This window comes from Stenotrophomonas sp. 05N423 (assembly GCF_056397145.1).
Map to the genome: position 1 here is coordinate 144988 of NZ_JBFTMV010000006.1, position 17338 is coordinate 162325.

Below are 17338 nucleotides of genomic sequence, written 5' to 3' on the forward strand. Positions count from 1 at the left end.
ATCGAGATGTCATTTCGATTTTCCCTTCTCCTGATCAGATGCAGGCCCGCTTGAATTTCCTCCACTCTTCTTGCTGGGTGAAGTTTCCATCTGGTTGTTTTCGCGGTTCTCCCCCGGTGCGCTGGGGGATTCGACTTTCATGTTGACAATGGCTTTGAACAGATCGACATATTTATCGGCCATGATCTCCGGTTCGTTGAAGAGCGCTTCGTTCAGGCGATAGGTCAAGTGACGTTTTATGTCGCTTTCCGCGGCCAGCGTGACTTGCAGCAAGGTGGTGCTGGCATCAATCTGCCCTCCCGGTTTTCCGGTGGAGTTCGCATCAAGCTTCAACAGGAATTTCAGCGATTCGGCCATGTCCGGGGGCGGTTCGGCCAGAATGCGGGGGCGTGACCAGCCACGCATCAACATTCGGATTTCCTTCTCTAGAACCTCGATCTCACCGATAAGGAGAGATGGTTCGTGTTCACCGGGCTTTCCAGCGGGACGAATCGCCAAAGCACGCCTCTTTTCTGCCAATTGCTTGCGCAGCGATGTGAGCTTGTCGTAATGAGCATCCGGAATATTTGGATTGGTTTCGAAGAAGACAGTGGAGGCGCGCAGCGTTGCCGGATAGGACATGCTGTACAGCTCCGCGTCCGCCGCGTTGTGTGGCGAAAAGAGCACGCGCTTCTGTGGCAGGGTGCCGCACCCGGTCGCGGTGATAACCAATGCAATGACGGCCATGAAGCGAGTAACACCCATAGACGTATCCTCAGTTCGTTTTTGTGATGCGCGGGTACCCAGAAGTGCAGCCGATCCCTTCATGGGAAAGCTGCCGCCACCGTGTTGCTTGCCACAGTTGACCGCACCCACAAAACCCAAAGACACTCCCAGCCGGGGCTTGACAACAGGGGGAAGGCCTTGGATCAGGGACGTCGGTTGGCGGCGGTGCTGGAGCCGCTGTATGCGGCTGCGCTGCAGCCGGAGCGCATGGCCGAGTTCAGCGCGGCGCTGTGCGCGGCCACCGGCAGCCATACAGGGGCGGTGATGGTGCACGACAGTGGGCATGGCCGTGGCCGGCTGGACCTGCTGTTCGGGGCCGATCCGGCGGAGGCGGCGGTCTACGAGACGGAGTACGCCGCGGACAATCTCTGGATGCTGCGCGCCCAGCACCGCATGGTGGCGGGCGGCTTCATGGACAGCGATACGGTGGCTACCCGCGCCGAGCTCAAGCGCACCCGCTACTACAACGAATACCTGCGGCGGGGCGATGTGGAGCAGTCGCTGGCGTTATGCGCCAAGGCCGATGCCGAGGGCGTCGTTGTCGCGACCCTGTGCCGTTCGGGTCGTCTGCCACCCTATACCGCGCAGCATCTGGCACTGGTACGCCAGGTGGCGCCGCACTGGGCCAACGCCTATGCGATCCAGCGTCGGCTGAGCCGGCTGGAGCGGCAGGTCGAAACGCTGGAGACGGCGGTGGAGCTTGCGCCGCTGGCAATGGCGATGCTGGATGGAACCCTGCGCGTGAGCCGGATGAATCCGGTGGCCGAGCAGTTGTTCCGGCAGGGACAGGTGGTGCGTTTGAACCAGGGGCGACCGGAGGCGCTGGTCGATGCCCCGCTGCTGCGGCAGGTATTGCAGGAAGCGGTGCTGGGCCAGCATGTGGATGGCCGCCAGGTGCGTCATGCGGGCAAGGCGATGGTGAAGGACGCGAGTGGTCGCAGCGCCCTGGTCGCATCGGTCCATCCGTTGGCGGCGGCGGGCCAGGCGGACGGCCAGGCGGCGGTGCTGTTTCTGCAGCCCTTGGGGGCGGGCAGGGCGTTGGCCACCGATCTGCGCCAGCTCTTCGGCCTGACGACCGCCGAGGCCACGCTGGCCTGCGCACTGCACCAGCATGCCGACCTGGTCTTGGCCGCGCAGGAATGCGGTATCGCGCTTTCCACCGCGCAGACCCGCATCAAGCTGATGTACGACAAGACCGGCGAACGGGGGCTGCCGGCGTTGATGCGCCTGCTGGCGGCGGTAGCGCGGGTGGGCGAATGAGGCACGTGCGATCGCGGATGACACGGCCCGCATCGGGGGAGGCCTGCCATGTTTGACAGGCGCACGCTGGGCGAACTGCTGGAGCCGTTGTATGCCTCGGTGCTGGACTTCTCCGCGCTGGACACCTTCAACCGGCGATTGGCGGAAGCGACGGACAGCCACATCACAGGTGTGCTGATCCACGACGTGGCTGCCGGCCGGGGAAGTGTCAGCCGCATGCATGGTGTCGATACCCGGCTGATGGACACCTTGCTGCCCGAGCTGGACTTGAATGACGATCCGATGATGCAGCGCGTAACGCCGCAACTGGGTACTGGCAAGATACTCAACACCGAGGATTTCCTGCCCCGTGCCGAATTCCAGCGCAGCGATTTCTACAACGCCTACTACCGCAGGCTCGGCATCGTGCAGCAGGTGGCGTCGGTGGGGCTGTTCGATGGCGCCAATTCGGTAACGCTCTCGCTGTGCCACGGCGACCAGAAACGGAAATATGACGAGGCCGAGCTCGGCCTGCTGCGGGCGCTGACGCCGCACTGGATCAATGTCTACGCGATGCTGCGGCGCATGCACGGGCTGGAGCGGCAGGTGGAGACCCTGGAGCAGGCCATGGCGCTTTCGCCGGTGGCGATGTTCGTGCTGGGCGAGGATCTGCGCATCGTACGCGGCAATGCCGCGGGCGAGGCCCTGCTGCATGGCGGCCTGCTGAGGTGGGAGGCGGGCACTCTGGCCGCAAGAGGCGCGGCCGGCCTGGAACTGCATGGCCTGCTGCAGCGCGCGCTGCGCGGCAACGGCCGGCTGCTCGGTGGAGATGTGGAAAGACTTGTCCTGCGCGACACCGACGAACACCATGGCCTGATACTGACTGCGCACCGGCTGGTGGAATGGTCGCCACGGGAACAGGGCGCGTTGCTGGTGTTCGTGCGCGAGGTCCGGCGCGCGCCGCCATCGCTGAAGTCGGTGCTGCAGACCCTGTTCGGCCTGACCGAAGCGGAAGCGCGCCTGGCATTGTCTCTCTACCGCAATGCCGATGCCGCGCTGGCCGCCAGGGAGTGCGGCATCACGTCGGGAACGGCGCAGGGCCGGCTGAAAATGATCTACGACAAGACCGGCGAACGTGGGCAGGCGAGCCTGGTGCGGCTGGTGGCGGCGGTGGCTGGCACCTGCGGCGGATGATCCGCGGCGTTCCGGCGTCGCGCCAACGCGGATGGGCCGAAGCGCACCGCGCATGCGCCTTGCCGGCGCCGTTTCAGGCCGGCTCGTCCGGAATCAGCATGCTTTCCAGCCGGGCGATGCAGTCCTTGAGTTGCAGCTTGCGCTTCTTCAGGCGCTTGGCTTCCAGGTCGTCGTCCGGATTGGCCGCCAGCTTGGCGATGCGCTCGTCCAGGCTGCGATGTTCGGCCCGCAGTTCGGCGGTGCGCTGGCTGATCTCGGCGGGCGTCATGGCGGTCTCCATGGACATCGAGCATACAGGCTGCCGGGGCAGGCGCGAGGGCGCGCCGCCATGCCGGTAGAATGCCCACGATGAGTGCCGTCATTCCCCTTCCCGATCCCGCGCCGCGCGCACGCGATCCGCGCGTGGCCGAGCGCGAGCACCACAAGCTCGCCAAGCGCCTGCGCCGCCAGGTGGGCGAGGCCATCGCCGACTTCGGCATGATTGAGGCCGGCGACAAGGTCATGGTCTGCCTGTCCGGCGGCAAGGACAGCTACACCCTGCTGGACATCCTGCTGCAGCTGCAGAAGAAGGCGCCGGTGCCGTTCGAACTGGTGGCGGTGAACCTGGACCAGAAGCAGCCTGGTTTTCCCGGGCACATCCTGCCGGAGTACCTGGCAGGGCTGGGCGTGCCGTTCCACATCATCGAGCAGGACACTTATTCGGTGGTCAGCCGGGTGATCCCGGAAGGCAAGACCATGTGTTCGCTGTGCTCGCGCATGCGCCGCGGCGCGCTGTACCAATACGCCGAGCAGAACGGCTTCACCAAGATCGCGCTGGGTCACCACCGCGACGACATGGTGGCCACGTTCTTCATGAACCTGTTCCACCACGCCAAGATCTCCGGCATGCCGCCCAAGCTGCGCAGCGACGACGGCAGGCACGTGGTGATCCGCCCGCTGGCCTACGTGCGCGAAAGCGACATCATCGACTACGCGGCGGCGCGCCAGTTCCCGATCATCCCGTGCAACCTGTGCGGCAGCCAGGAGAACCTGCAGCGCAGGCAGGTCGGGCTGATGATGAAGCAGTGGGAGAAGGAGCACCCCGGCCGCATCGAGCAGGTCTCGCGCGCCATGGGCGACATCCGCCCCTCGCAGATGGCCGATCCGAACCTGTTCGATTTCCTGGCGCTGGGCCGCCGCGACGGCGCGCCGCTGCCCGATGCGCATGCCTGGCTGGCCGGCGGCGAGAAGCAGGAAGAACCAGAAGCCCCTCTCCCACCGGGAGAGGGGTGAGGGCGATGGAGTCCTGATGCCTCCGGCATCAATGGTTTCGTCCACCCCTCATCCGCCCTTCGGGCACCTTCTCCCGGCGGGAGAATGGAAAAACCCGCACCCCCTTTCACAGTTTCCGGATCCCCGATGTTTTTCAAGAATCTCACCCTGTTCCGCTTCCCCACCTCCGTCGATTTTTCCGAAGTCGATACCCTGCTGCCGCATGTCGTGCTCAAGCCGGTCGGCGCGCTGGAAATGAGCTCGCGCGGCTTCATCTCGCCGTTCGGGCGCGAGGAGAAGGCGCAGTTTTCGCACCGCATCGGCGATGCGCTGTGGCTCACCGTCGGCGGCGAGGAGAAGATCCTGCCCGGCGCGGTGGTCAACGACCTGCTGGCGCGAAAGCTCGAGGAAATCGAGGAGAAGGAAGGCCGCAAGCCGGGCGGACGCGAACGCAAGCGGTTGAAGGACGATCTGCTGCATGAACTGCTGCCGCGCGCCTTCGTCAAGAGCTCGCGCACCGACGCCTTCCTCGACCTGCAGCACGGCTACGTCGCGGTGGACAGTTCCAGCCGCAAGACCGGCGAGAACGTGATGAGCGACATCCGCGGCATGCTCGGCAGCTTCCCGGCGATGCCGCTGAACGCCGAAGTCGCGCCGCGCGCGATCCTGACCGCGTGGATCGCCGGCGAGCCGCTGCCCGAAGGCCTGAGCCTGGGCGAAGAGTGCGAGATGAAGGACCCGGTGGAAGGCGGCGCGGTGGTCAAGTGCCAGCACCAGGAACTGCGTTGCGATGAGATCGACAAGCACCTGGACGCCGGCAAGCAGGTCACCAAGCTGGCGCTGGTGTTCGAGGACAACCTGTCCTTCGTGCTCGGCGACGACCTGATCGTGCGCAAGCTCAAGTTCCTCGATGGCGCGCTGGACCAGCTCGAGCACATCGACGAGGAAGGCCGCCGCGCCGAGCTCGACGCGCGTTTCGCCCTGCAGAGCGGCGAGATCCGGCGCCTGTTCCTGCTGCTGGAGCAGGCGTTCAAGCTGAGCAAGGCCGACAGCTGAACAGGCAAACCACCTACCTGCCCGGCGACCGGGCAGGGACTATGCTGGACGCATGGCCAACCTGTTCCGCCGCCTGATCGCACCCGCCGCGCCCACCATCCAGCGCGACACGGTGCGGCTGCGCCTGGACGATGCCGAGATCGACGTGCTGCGCGTGCGCGACCCGCGCGCGCGCCGGCTCAAGCTCAGCGTCGATGAACGCGGTGCGCGGCTGACGCTGCCGCTGCGCGCCAGCCTGGTGTCCGGCGAGCGTTTCCTGCAGGCCAACCGGCAATGGCTGCAGCAGCAGCTGGCACGTTTCGACGGCGATGGCCTGCTGGCGCCGGCACTGTCGTTGCGCGAACCCGGCCTGCTGCCGCTGCGCGGTGCGCTGCTACCGGTACGCTGGCAGGAGGGCCGCTTCACCCGCATCGAGGTGGATGCCGGAGGCGCCTGCATCCAGCTGCCGGCACGGGCCGGCGACGCCTCGCTGCGCCGCGTGCTGCGCGAGTTCTACGAAGCACAGATGCGTGCCGACGTCGGGCGCTGGTTGCCGGCCTACCTGCCGGGGCTGCCGCGCGCGCCTGCGCGGCTGCGGTTGAAGGTGATGTCCTCGCAGTGGGGCTCTCTGGCGCCGGACGGCTCGATGGCGCTGGACCTGGCCTTGGCGCTGGCGCGGCCCCCGGCATTCGAATACGTGCTGGTCCACGAGTTGTGCCATCTGATGCAGGCCAACCATTCGCCGGAATTCTGGGCCGAGGTGGAAGCGCGCTTCCCGCATTGGCGGCAGGAGCGCGACTACCTGCGCGAGGACGGCCGTCGGCTCAAGGCGAGCCTGCGGCAGCTGCTCGGCAGCCCGTAGGAGCGGCTTCAGCCGCGACGGGCTTTCCCGGCAAAGTCCTATCGCGGCTGAAGCCGCTCCCACAAAAGAGTGGCATCGGCGGGGGGCTTGCGGGTGCTGCAGGGGAGGGTACGGTCGCGGATCACGGCCGCTACCGCTATCGCGTCGGGCCGATCCCATGTACGAGGCGGCCATGCGGCAGCTTTACCGCAAACGGCAGGAGCAGCTTCAGCTGCGGAGGAGATGCCCCGGGAAGGCTTCATCGCGGCTGAAGCCGCTCCTGCCAAAGCCGATAGCAGCGGGAATGCCTGCCCGGTGCTACAGGCAGCGGATGAAGTCGCGGACCACCGCCGCCACCGCTTCGGGCTGGTCCATGTGCAGGTGATGATGGCCGGGCAGGGTATGCAGTCGGCCATGCGGCAGCAGCGCCGCGCGCTGGCTGCGTTCTGGTTCGGGGAAATAGGCCTGCGCCGGCGTTGCGTAGATCACCTGCGCCGGACATTGGATGGCGGCGAGCACGTCGCGCACCTGGTCTTCGGTCATGCGCACGGCAGTGGGCAGCATCAGTCGCGGATCGCTGCGCCAGCTCCAGCCGCCTTCGACCGGCCGCACGCCGCGTTCGACCAGCAGGCGCGCCGAGGCCTCGTCGAGCTGGTTGGCCAGCATGCGTGCGCGTACCGGCGCGGCCAGGTCGGCGAACACGCGCAGCTGCTTGTCGCCGAGCGCAGCCAGTGCCGCCACGTGCGCGCGCAGGCGGTCGACGGTTTCCTCCGCCGGGGCGGCGAGTCCGCCGAGCGCCTCGATGGCGACCAGCGCCTGCGCCCGCTGCGGTACCACCGCCGCCGCCAGGCTGGCGATGGCCGCGCCCATCGAATGGCCCAGCAGCACGCAGCGCTCCCAGCCCAGCGCATCCATGATCGCCAGCACCTGCACGATCGCCTGTGGCGTGGTGTAGGCCGCATCGGCGGGCAGGTGGTCGCTCAGGCCGTGGCCGGGCAGGTCGACCAGCGCCCAGTCCAGTTCCGGCAGCTGCGCCGCCAGCGGAACGAAGCTGGCCGCGTTGTCGAGCCAGCCGTGCAGGGCCAGCACCGGCAGTCCTCCGCGGGTGCCGGTGCGGAGCCCGGCGATCCGCAGGCCGCCCGCATCCATCTCGAACGGCATGGTCATGCGATCTGCGCGGCGGCCAGCGCGGCCAGCGCGCGGGCGTGGGCGGGCGTGTCGTTCAGGCAGGGGATGTAGCGCATGCTGGCGCCGCGTTCGGCGACGGTGGCGGTGAAGCCCATCGCCACTTCCTCCAGCGTTTCCAGGCAGTCGGTGGCGAAGCCGGGGCAGACCACGTCGAGTGTCTTCGCGCCGGCCTCGGCCAGCGCCCACAGTGTGGGTTCGGCATAGGGCTGCAGCCAGCGCTCGCGGCCGAAGCGCGACTGGTAGGCCAGCTGCCAATCGCCGTCGCCCAGCTCCAGCGCCGTGGCGATCGCGCGCGCACTGGCCTCGCAGCGCTGCGGATACGGATCGCCGGCATCGGCCAGCCGCTGCGGGATGCCATGGAAGGAGAACACCAGCCTGTCGCCGCGGCCGTGCCTGTGCCAGTAGTCGCGGATCGAATCCGCCACCGCGGCCACCCACAGCGGGTCGTCGGCGTAGTCGCGGATGGTGCGGACTTCCACGTCGCGGTGACGTGCCTGCCACTGCTGCACCCTGTCCTCGACCGAGGCGGTGGTGGTGGTCGAATACTGTGGGTACAGCGGCAGCACCACGATGCGCGTGGCGCCCGCGGCGGTCAGCGCGTCCAGGGCCGGCTGCAGTGCCGGCTGGCCGTAACGCATGGCCTCGCGTACCTGCCAGTGCGGCAGTTCGCGGGCGATGTTCGCGGTCAGGCGGCGGGTGTGGACCGCCAGCGGCGAGCCCTCCGGCAGCCAGACCTGCGCGTACTTGTGCGCCGAGCGGCCGCCGCGCAGCGGCAGGATCAGCCCGTGCAGGAGCGGCTTCCACAGCAGGGGCGGGATCGAGACCACGCGCGGGTCGCCGAGGAACTCGGCCAGATAGCGACGTACCGCCGGGGCGGTGGGTGTCTCGGGCGTGCCTAGGTTTACCGCGAGCAGCGCGGTGTTGGGGGCGTCGGACATGCGCGCATTGTGGCTGAAGTGCAGGAGCGAGTGGAGGGGGCGGGAGCAGGGGACAGGCAGGGAAGGAGAAGCGGATGAAGGCAGGAGCCAGGGGCGGGCCCTCATCGCCGCGTGGGCGTGATTGCTTTGCATCCCATCACGGGAAGGCGAAAGCCGGCGAGGTGACCGGACATGCTCCATTGAAGAGCGTCGGGCTGTTGGAGAGCACCCGCGCCCGCGTGGAAGGAGCCCAGTGGCTGACGAATCGCGGACGAATCAAGGTGGACCGGCGAATCGAGGCGGACGGTCGTCCTTCTTTCGTTCCTCGCCCGTTCATCGCCCCACTTCCAATCTCGGCACCTTGCCGTATCTTTCCGTGCATCGACCTGTGGAGTCCGCCATGCGCCGCCTGCCGTATCTCGCCCTGCTGCTGTCCGCCAGCCTGTTGTCCGCCACTGCCGTGGCCGGGCCGCAGGAGGACCAGCGCGCCCGCAATGCCGTGCGCGTGCTGGGCGAAATCCAGGAAATTCCCGAACAGGCCATTCCCGACAAGCTGCTCGACGAGGGCCGCGCGATCATCGTCATCCCCGACACGATCAAGGCCGGCCTGGTGATCGGCGGCCGTCGGGGCCATGGCCTGATGTCGGTCAAGACCGCGGACGGCAGCTGGTCCAACCCGGTGTTCGTCAAGCTCACCGGCGGCAGCATCGGCTTCCAGGCCGGCGTGCAGTCCTCCGACGTGATCCTGGTGTTCCGCAACAACCGCAGCCTGGACAATATCGTCAACGGCAAGTTCACTCTGGGCGCCGATGCCGGCGTGGCTGCCGGCCCGGTCGGGCGCAGTGCCGCCGCCGCCACCGATGGCCAGCTCAAGGCCGAGATCTGGTCGTGGTCGCGCGCGCGCGGCCTGTTCGCCGGCGTGGCGCTGGATGGCGCGGTGCTGTCCATCGACGATGCCGCCAACCTCGACGCCTACGGCCAGGGCACCACGCCGCGGATGATCCTGGAGGGCCGCCTGAATGCGGCGCCGTCCAGCGACGTGGTCGCCTTCCGCGACCGCCTGGAGGAATCCACCTACGCCGCGCGCGAGAAGCGCGGCACCCAGGGCAGCGCCGCGCCGGTAGCCTCGTCGGCGCCGCGCGCGCAGGCGGTCACCGTGTCCGGCAACGCGCAGCAGGGCGCCGAGGCCACCACCCAGCCGCTGCAGCCGGCCACCGCCGAGCCCGCGCCGCAGCAGGGTTTCCAGCCGGTATCCGAAGGCGAGATCCGCACTGAGTCGCTGGACGGCAACAACTGACCTTCGGCACGGGCGTCCGGCAGGGCCGGGTGCGCTATGCTCATCGGCCTCCACACCGAATAACGCGAGCGGATCATGGGCAGTTTCAGCATCTGGCATTGGTTGATCGTGCTGGTCATCGTCGTGCTGGTGTTCGGCACCAAGCGGCTGACGAGTGGCGCCAAGGATCTGGGTAGCGCGGTCAAGGAATTCAAGAAAGGCATGCGCGAGGAAGACACCCCGCCGGCACGCCTGAACGACGAGTCGCGCGAGCGCGAATCCAGCCGCGACACGCAGGCCGAGCACGACCGCGAAGCGCGCTGATCCACGGGTTCCAGGCGTGTTCGATATCGGCTTCGGCGAACTGCTGCTGATCGCGGTGGTGGCGCTGGTGGTGCTGGGCCCGGAACGGCTGCCCAAGGCGGCGCGTTTTGCCGGGCTGTGGGTGCGCCGTGCCCGCAACCAATGGGATTCGGTCAAGCAGGAGCTTGAGCGCGAGCTGCAGGCCGAAGAGCTGCAGCGCAACCTGCGCAGCGTGCGCCAGTCGGTGCAGCAGACCGGACACGAACTGCAGGACGGCGCCACGCAGCTGCAGGGCGAGGTGGATGCGCTGCGCCGCGAGGTCGATGCGCCGGCCGTGCCTGTGCCGGCGGCCAGCGATGCCGAAACGGCACCGGAAGCCCTGCCGGCACCGGCCGCCGATGCGGCCGGGCTGCAGGAAGCGCCGGTGCCGGAACAGCGGGAACGCGCGCCATGAGCGACGACTTCAACGAGAGCCCGTTGATCGAGCACCTGATCGAGCTGCGCGCGCGCCTGGTGCGCGGCCTGCTGGGGCTGGGCGTGGTGCTGTTGGCCCTGCTGCCGTTCGCGCGCACGCTCTACAACCACCTGGCAACGCCGCTGGTCTCGCAGCTGCCCGCCGGGCAGACGATGATCGCGACCAACCCGGCCGGCGCGTTCTTCGCCCCGCTCAAGCTGACCTTCTTCACTGCCGTGTTCATCGCCGTGCCCTGGCTGCTGTACCAGGCTTGGGCATTCGTGGCGCCGGGCCTGTACGCGCGCGAGAAACGCCTGGCCCTGCCGCTGCTGGGGTCGGCCGTGGCGCTGTTCTACATCGGCTGCGCGTTCGCCTACTTCCTGGTGCTGCCGGCGGTGTTCCATTTCCTGACCACCTTCCGCCCGGATGTCATCGCGATCACCCCGGACGCCACAGCCTATCTGGACTTCGTGCTGGCGATCTTCTTCGCCTTCGGCGCCAGCTTCGAGCTGCCGGTGGCAATGGTGATCCTGGTGCTGCTGGGCTGGGTGACGCCGCAGCAGCTGCGCGAGGGGCGCGGCTATGCCATCGTCGGCATCTTCGTGCTGGCGGCGGTGCTGACCCCGCCGGACGTGGTCTCGCAGCTGATGCTGGCCATCCCGATGTGCGTACTCTACGAACTGGGCATCCACGCCGCGCGCTGGCTGCTGCCGCGCGACCGTGAAAGGGACGTCACGTCCTGACCCGCATCATGAACGGGGTATGCCGGAAAACTCCGGCTACCTTTGACGTCCACTGAAGTCCGAAGCGCCACCGGGGGCGGTGGCCAGGCTGCATCCGGGGGGAGCCGAGTGAGCGACAGGAAGGAACGCTGGATCAACAATGTGCCGCTGCTGGGCAAGATGCTGGCGGCATTCGGGCTGGTGTTCCTGTGCTTCCTGGCCACCAGCGTGGTCAGCTACCGTACCTCTGGGCAGGACGATGAAGCGCGCAGGCGCGAAGGCCGCCAGATCGAGGTGATCCGCCACGTCGAGGAAGCCATCCAGGCGGTGCGCCTGCAGCAGCTGGCGATCCGCGACCACCTGCTCGGCGACGGCGACCAGGCCCTGCAGACCCTGCGTGCGCAGCGCGAGCGCCGCGACCAGGCGCTGGCCGCGGCACTGAAGGTGGGCAGCGACATCCAGAACGAGCGTCTCCGCCGCGCCTCGGTGCAGGCCGCCGCCTGGGATGCGCAGGTGCAGGCCGGCCTGGTACCGGGTGCGGCACCACAGGAAGGTGGCGACTCCCTGGCGGCCGCGCGGCGGCAGTTCCATGCGGTCAGCACCGGCCAGGGCGATGCGCTGGCGGTCGACCTGGCCGAGATCTACAACATCGAGGTCAACACCCTGCTCGAAGAGCGCGGCGCGATGAGCGACTGGATCGCCCGCGCGCATGGCATCTCGCTGGTCCTGCTGGTGGCCGGGCTGCTGATCATCGTCGGTGCGCTGTGGATGCTCTCGCGCCTGGTGGTATCGCCGATCAACCGCCTCACCGGGAAGATGACGCGCCTGGCCGACGGCGACCTGGACGTGGACATCAACGGCCTGGAGCGCGGCGACGAGATCGGCGCGATCGCCCGCGCGCTGGAAGTATTCCGCCGCAACTCGCTGGCCTCGCGCGAGGCCAACTGGGTCAAGCTCAGCGTCGGCGAGGTCGGTGCCGCGCTGCAGTCGGCGCAGAATCCCGGCGACTATGCGCAGGCGCTGGTGTCGGAGATCGCCCCGCGCATCGGCGCCGGCATCGGCGTGCTGTTCCTGTGGGACGAGGATGCCGGCGAACTGCGCCTGCAGGGCAGCTATGGCTTCCAGCGGCGCAAGCACCTGGGCCTGCGCTATGGCCTGGGCGATGGCCTGATCGGGCAGGCGGCGCTGGAGCGCAAGCGCATCGGCGTGCAGCAGGTGCCGGACGAATTCTTCGGCATCCATTCGGCGCTGGGCGAGGCGCAGCCGCGGCACCTGGTCGCGGTGCCGCTGCTGCTGAAGGAGCGCCTGCTGGGCGTGTTCGAGTTCGGTGCGTTCCAGCATTTCACCCCGAGCCAGGAAGCCTTCATCGACGCCGTGCTGCCGACCGTGGCGCTGGGCCTGGACAACATCCGCCGCGCCGAGGAGACACAGCAGCTGCTGGAGCACACCCGCGCACAGGCCGAGGAACTGCAGCGCTCGCAGGTGGCGTTGCAGGCGCAGGAAGAAGAGCTGCGCGCCACCAACGAGGAACTGCAGGGCAAGACCGTCGAGCTGGAGGAGCAGGCGCAGCGGCTGTCCGCTTCGGAAGAGGAACTGCGCGTGCAGGCCGAGGAACTGCAGGCGTCCAACGAGGAGCTGCGGCAGAAGACCGAGGTGCTCAACGAACAGAAGGACGTGCTGCAGGTGCTGCAGCGCGAGACCGAGTTCAAGGCGCAGGAGCTGGCGCGCGCCAGCCAGTACAAGACCGATTTCCTGGCCAACATGTCGCATGAGCTGCGCACGCCGCTCAACAGCCTGCTGATCCTGTCCAAGGAGCTGGCCGAGAACGAGAGCGGCCATCTCGACGCCGAGGAAGTGGAAGCGGCGGCGGTCATCCACGATTCCGGTTCCAACCTGCTGCGCCTGATCAACGACATCCTCGACCTGTCCAAGATCGAAGCCGGCAAGATGGACGTGCACCGCGAGGAGGTGCGCGTGGACGCCATCACCCGCGAGGTGACGCGCCACTTCCGCCACATGGCGATGGAGAGCCGGCTCGAGTTCGCCATCGACGTCGATCCGCAGGTGCCCGAGGCGCTGGTGACCGACCGCTCCAAGCTGCAGCAGATCCTCAACAACCTGCTCGGCAATGCCTTCAAATTCACCCGGGAGGGCAAGGTCACGCTGCGCCTGTCCATGGCCGACGAGGCGCTGCTGGCCCGTACCGGCGCATCCGCCGGCCGCGCGCACGTGGCGCTGGCGGTGCAGGACACCGGTATCGGCATTCCCAGCGAACGCCTGGATTCGATCTTCGAGGCATTCGAGCAGGTCGATTCCAGCACCAGCCGCCACTACGGCGGCAGCGGGCTGGGTCTGGCCATCGCGCGCCGCCTGGCGCAGCTGCTGGACGGCCACCTGGTGGTGGACAGCGAGCCGGGCAAGGGCAGCAGCTTCGCGCTGGTGCTGCCGTTGCTGGCATTGCCGGCGGGCGGCGGCAGCCAGGCCGCGCCGCAGGTGGATCGGGCAGCGCGGACGCCGCCGGCGCGGACGATCGCCGCACCGCTGATCGACTGGATACCCGACGACCGCCACGCCGTCGCGGCTGGCGACACCGTCATCCTCACCATCGAGGACGACCCCGCGTTCGCGCGCATCCTGGTCGACCTGATCCGCCGCAAGGGCCACCGCGCGCTGGCCGCGGCCGACGGCGAGAGCGGCCTGGAGCTGGCGCGCCGCTACCGTCCCACCGGCATCCTGCTCGACGTGATGCTGCCGGGCATGGATGGCTGGTCGGTGATGCAGCATCTCAAGCACGACCCGGTGACCGCGGCGATCCCGGTGCACTTCATCTCCGCGGTGGATGAAGCCGCCAAGGGCGTGGCGCTGGGTGCGGTCGGCTACCTGACCAAGCCGGTGGACCGCAAGGCGCTGATCGCCGCGTTCGACCACCTGCTCGAAGTCGCCGGCAAGATCGTGCGCAAGCTGCTGCTGGTCGACGACGACGATGATTCGCGCCTGGCGCTGACCCGGCTGCTGCAGGCCGACAACGTCGAGATCGACCAGGTCGCCTCCGGCGAGGAAGCGCTGGAGCGCATCGCCACCCACAGCTACGACTGCATCGTGCTGGACCTGAACCTGGGCGGCATTTCCGGCATCGAGTTCCTGGAGCGGGCGGTCAACCTGGTGGCGGTGCCGCCGGTGGTGATCTATTCGGCGCAGGAACTCAGCCGCGAGGAAAGCCTGAAGCTGCGCCAGTACACCGACAGCATCGTGATCAAGGGCAAGCGCTCGCCCGAGCGCCTGCTCGACGAGGTCAGCCTGTTCCTGCACAGCATCGGCTCGCGCGGCGCCAACGCCACGCCGTCGGACGACACGCAGCTGGGCGGGCGCAAGCTGCTGCTGGTCGACGACGACATGCGCAACCTGTTCGCGCTGTCCAAGTCGCTGCGCGCGCGCGGCATGAACGTGGTCCTGGCCCAGGACGGCTACAAGGCGCTGCAGCAGCTGCAGGAGAACGGTGACATCGAGCTGGTGCTGATGGACATCATGATGCCCGGCATGGACGGCTACGAGACCACCCGCGAGATCCGTCGCCAGCCGCAGTGGGCCGAACTGCCGATCATCGCGGTGACTGCCAAGGCCATGCACGGCGACCGCGACAAATGCCTGGAAGCCGGCGCCAACGACTACCTGACCAAGCCGGTGGACCTGGACAAGCTGTTGTCGATGATCCGCGTATGGCTGCAGAAATAGGGCCCGGCGCCGGCCGCGAGGACATCGACGACATCGAGGTGGACGCCTTCGTCCAGGCGATGGCGCGGCGCCACGGCTACGATTTCAGCGGTTACGCACCGTCCTCGCTGAAGCGGCGGGTGCTGCAGCTGGTGCAGGCCCTGGACGTGGCACACGTCGGCGACCTGACCGCGCGCGTGCTGCGCGACGACGCGATGGTGCCGCAGGTGATCGCGCGGCTGTCGGTGCCGGTGTCGGAGATGTTCCGCAACCCAGCGGTGTTCCGGAAGCTGCGCGACGAAGTGTTCCCGGTGCTCGCTTCCTACCCGCACATCAACATCTGGCAGGCTGGCTGCGCGCACGGGCAGGAGGTGTACTCGCTGGCGATCCTGCTCAAGGAAGCCGGCCTGTACGAGCGCTGCCAGATCTACGCCACCGATTTCAGCGACGAGGCGCTTGCGCGGGCGCAGGAAGGCATCTTCCCGATCCGCGATGCGCGCCTGTATTCGGAGAACTACCTGGCCGCCGGCGGTCGCCACACGCTGTCGGACTACTACCACGCCCGCTACGACTTCATGAAGCTCGACGAGCGGCTGAAGGAGCGGGTGACCTTCGCCAACCACAACCTGGTCTGCGATGGGGTGTTCTGCGAGGCGCAGCTGATCCTGTGCCGCAACGTGCTGATCTATTTCTCCGACACGCTGCAGGATCGCGTGCTCGGCCTGTTCCGCGACAGTCTGTCGCGCGGCGGCTTCCTGTGCCTGGGCAACCGCGAATCGATCCGCTTCGCGCCGAGCGCGCGCGGGTTCGTGCCGCTCGATGCCGAGCTGCGGCTGTACCGCAACACGGGAGCGACGCCATGAGCGCGCAGTCATCGCCGCTGGCGGTCGTGGTCGGCTGTTCGGCCGGCGGCCTGGCGGCGCTGCACCTGCTGCTCGGCGGCCTGTCGCGGCCGTTGCCGGTGCCGATGGTGCTGGTCTGCCACAGCGGTTCGGAAGACATGCGGCTGTTCTGCGAGCTGCTGGCCGGACGCAGCGGCCTGCCGGTGCGCGAGGCCGAGGAACGGCAGCTGCCGCAGCCCGGGCAGGTGTACGTGGCGCCGTCCGGTTACCACCTGCTGGTCGAACACGACGGCCGCTTCGCGCTCAGCGTCGATCCGCGCGTCGCGTTTTCGCGCCCATCGATCGACGTGCTGTTCGAATCGGCGGCCGAGGCCTGGCACGACCGCCTGCTTGCGGTGCTGCTCACCGGCGCCAATTCCGACGGCGCGCACGGCTGCCGGCGGATACGCGGACTCGGTGGGCGCGTAATCGTGGAAGACCCGCGTACGGCGCAGGTCCCGACCATGCCCGCGGCCGCGCTCGAACTGGCCGGCGCCGACCATTGCCTGCCGTTGGCCGACATTCCTCCCTTGCTGGAAACGCTATGCCCATGACCAAGCCGGCTGCCCCGCAGCGCCCGAAGATCCTGGCGGTCGACGACAACCCCGCCAACCTGCTGGTGATCCGCCGCGTGCTGGCCAAGCTCGACGTCGAGGTGGTCGAGGCCGCGTCCGGCAACGATGCGCTCAAGGCCACGCTGGATGCGGAGTTCGCGCTGGTCCTGCTGGACGTATACATGCCCGACATCAACGGCTTCGAGGTGGCGGAGATCCTGTCGCAGGAGGAAGGCACGCGGCAGACGCCGATCATCTTCGTCACCGCGACCTACGCCGACGACGTTCACCGGCTCAAGGGCTATGGCTTCGGCGCAGTGGACTACATGGCCAAGCCGCTGGACGCGACCATCCTGCTGTCCAAGGTGCAGGTGTTCCTGGAGCTGTACCGGCACCGGGTGGCCCTGCGCGATGCGCTGCGCGAGCTGTCCGAGCGCAACCGCCAGCTGGAACTCGAGGTCGAGCAGCGTCGGCAGATGGAGCAGGAAATGCGCCATCTGGCCATGCACGACATGCTCACCGGCCTGCCCAACCGCGCGCTGTTCATGGACCGCCTGGAGAACGCGCACCATCGCGCGGTCCGCAACGAGGGCATGTTCGCCCTTGTCTACGTCGACGTGGACGGCTTCAAGGGCGTGAACGATACCTGGGGCCACGCCGCGGGCGATGCCCTGCTGGTGGAACTGGCGCGCCGGCTGCGCGGCTCGCTGCGCGAGAACGACACCGTCGCGCGGCTGGGCGGCGACGAGTTCGCGCTGGTGCTGGAAGACCTGGAGGACGTGGACGCGGCCAGGCGCCGGCTGGAGGACGTGCGGCTCTGCCTGCAGGCGCCGATGGCCTACACCGGCGATGGCGGCGAAGTGCGCCTGTCCATCGCCGCCAGCATCGGCCTGGCCACCTACCCGGCCGATGGTGCGGAAGTGGGGGCACTGCTGCATGCCGCCGACCAGGCGATGTACCTGGTCAAGCGCGCCCGCGACCGCTGAGCCGCGGCAGGTGGAAGCCGG

17 protein-coding genes are annotated in these 17338 nt (G+C 68.1%); 13 read left to right on the forward strand and 4 right to left on the reverse strand.

What is annotated here, in order from left to right:
• Positions 1-9: 9 nt before the first annotated feature.
• Positions 10-744, reverse strand: coding sequence for a hypothetical protein (locus AC1DGW_RS11540; protein WP_478022983.1), 735 nt, complete (start codon positions 742-744; stop codon positions 10-12).
• A 159-nt stretch (positions 745-903) separates the two neighbouring features.
• Between AC1DGW_RS11540 and AC1DGW_RS11545 the strand changes: the two genes are divergently transcribed.
• On the forward strand, positions 904-2025 hold the full coding sequence (locus AC1DGW_RS11545; RefSeq protein WP_478022985.1) for a nitrogen regulation protein NR(II): 1122 nt from the start codon (positions 904-906) through the stop codon (positions 2023-2025).
• A gap of 48 nt (positions 2026-2073) precedes the next feature.
• Positions 2074-3198 (forward strand): helix-turn-helix transcriptional regulator, encoded by a 1125-nt coding sequence (locus tag AC1DGW_RS11550; protein WP_478022987.1) that lies wholly within the window; start codon positions 2074-2076, stop codon positions 3196-3198.
• Positions 3199-3271: 73 nt separating this feature from the next.
• Here the strand turns inward: AC1DGW_RS11550 and AC1DGW_RS11555 are convergent, their stop codons facing one another.
• Entirely contained in the window at positions 3272-3466 is a 195-nt protein-coding gene (locus AC1DGW_RS11555) for a YdcH family protein (RefSeq protein ID WP_478022989.1), read from the reverse strand.
• 71 nt (positions 3467-3537) lie between these two features.
• On the opposite strand from AC1DGW_RS11555, the gene ttcA reads away from it, so the two are divergent.
• From ttcA to AC1DGW_RS11570, 3 genes are all read left to right on the forward strand, one after another.
• Complete coding sequence (ttcA, locus tag AC1DGW_RS11560; protein WP_478022991.1) at positions 3538-4470, forward strand: tRNA 2-thiocytidine(32) synthetase TtcA; 933 nt, start codon at positions 3538-3540, stop codon at positions 4468-4470.
• Between the two features lie 126 nt (positions 4471-4596).
• Positions 4597-5505 carry a recombination-associated protein RdgC gene (locus tag AC1DGW_RS11565; protein WP_478022993.1) on the forward strand — a complete coding sequence of 303 codons (909 nt, stop codon included), beginning with the start codon at positions 4597-4599 and terminating at the stop codon, positions 5503-5505.
• 52 nt (positions 5506-5557) lie between these two features.
• A complete protein-coding gene (locus AC1DGW_RS11570) occupies positions 5558-6346 on the forward strand; it encodes a M48 family metallopeptidase (protein ID WP_478022995.1) in 789 nt (262 codons plus the stop codon).
• A 297-nt stretch (positions 6347-6643) separates the two neighbouring features.
• On the opposite strand, the gene AC1DGW_RS11575 is transcribed toward AC1DGW_RS11570, so the two are convergent.
• Together AC1DGW_RS11575 and hemH are read right to left on the reverse strand one after the other, a co-directional pair.
• Positions 6644-7492 (reverse strand): alpha/beta fold hydrolase, encoded by an 849-nt coding sequence (locus AC1DGW_RS11575; protein ID WP_478022997.1) that lies wholly within the window; start codon positions 7490-7492, stop codon positions 6644-6646.
• A complete protein-coding gene (gene hemH / locus AC1DGW_RS11580) occupies positions 7489-8451 on the reverse strand; it encodes a ferrochelatase (RefSeq protein WP_478022999.1) in 963 nt (320 codons plus the stop codon). Before hemH ends, AC1DGW_RS11575 begins: the two co-directional genes overlap by 4 nt.
• A gap of 379 nt (positions 8452-8830) precedes the next feature.
• Here hemH and AC1DGW_RS11585 point away from each other — a divergent pair, with 379 nt between their 5' ends.
• The 8 genes from AC1DGW_RS11585 (at position 8831) to AC1DGW_RS11620 (ending at position 17317) form a co-directional block, all read left to right on the forward strand.
• A complete protein-coding gene (locus AC1DGW_RS11585) occupies positions 8831-9727 on the forward strand; it encodes a lipid-binding SYLF domain-containing protein (RefSeq protein WP_478023001.1) in 897 nt (298 codons plus the stop codon).
• 75 nt (positions 9728-9802) lie between these two features.
• Entirely contained in the window at positions 9803-10030 is a 228-nt protein-coding gene (tatA, locus tag AC1DGW_RS11590) for a Sec-independent protein translocase subunit TatA (protein ID WP_478023003.1), read from the forward strand.
• Between the two features lie 16 nt (positions 10031-10046).
• Positions 10047-10463: a Sec-independent protein translocase protein TatB gene (tatB, locus tag AC1DGW_RS11595; RefSeq protein ID WP_478023005.1), complete on the forward strand. Its 417-nt coding sequence runs from the start codon at positions 10047-10049 to the stop codon at positions 10461-10463.
• Positions 10460-11206, forward strand: coding sequence for a twin-arginine translocase subunit TatC (tatC, locus tag AC1DGW_RS11600; protein WP_478023007.1), 747 nt, complete (start codon positions 10460-10462; stop codon positions 11204-11206). The genes tatB and tatC overlap by 4 nt, the downstream gene beginning before the upstream one ends.
• A gap of 108 nt (positions 11207-11314) precedes the next feature.
• Positions 11315-14917, forward strand: a complete 3603-nt coding sequence (locus tag AC1DGW_RS11605; protein ID WP_478023009.1) for a hybrid sensor histidine kinase/response regulator — start codon at positions 11315-11317, stop codon at positions 14915-14917.
• Positions 14902-15759 (forward strand): CheR family methyltransferase, encoded by an 858-nt coding sequence (locus AC1DGW_RS11610; protein ID WP_478023011.1) that lies wholly within the window; start codon positions 14902-14904, stop codon positions 15757-15759. The genes AC1DGW_RS11605 and AC1DGW_RS11610 overlap by 16 nt, the downstream gene beginning before the upstream one ends.
• Positions 15756-16331, forward strand: a complete 576-nt coding sequence (locus AC1DGW_RS11615) for a chemotaxis protein CheB (protein ID WP_478023013.1) — start codon at positions 15756-15758, stop codon at positions 16329-16331. Before AC1DGW_RS11610 ends, AC1DGW_RS11615 begins: the two co-directional genes overlap by 4 nt.
• Positions 16328-17317 carry a diguanylate cyclase domain-containing protein gene (locus AC1DGW_RS11620; protein WP_478023015.1) on the forward strand — a complete coding sequence of 330 codons (990 nt, stop codon included), beginning with the start codon at positions 16328-16330 and terminating at the stop codon, positions 17315-17317. Before AC1DGW_RS11615 ends, AC1DGW_RS11620 begins: the two co-directional genes overlap by 4 nt.
• The last annotated feature ends 21 nt before the right edge of the window (positions 17318-17338 follow it).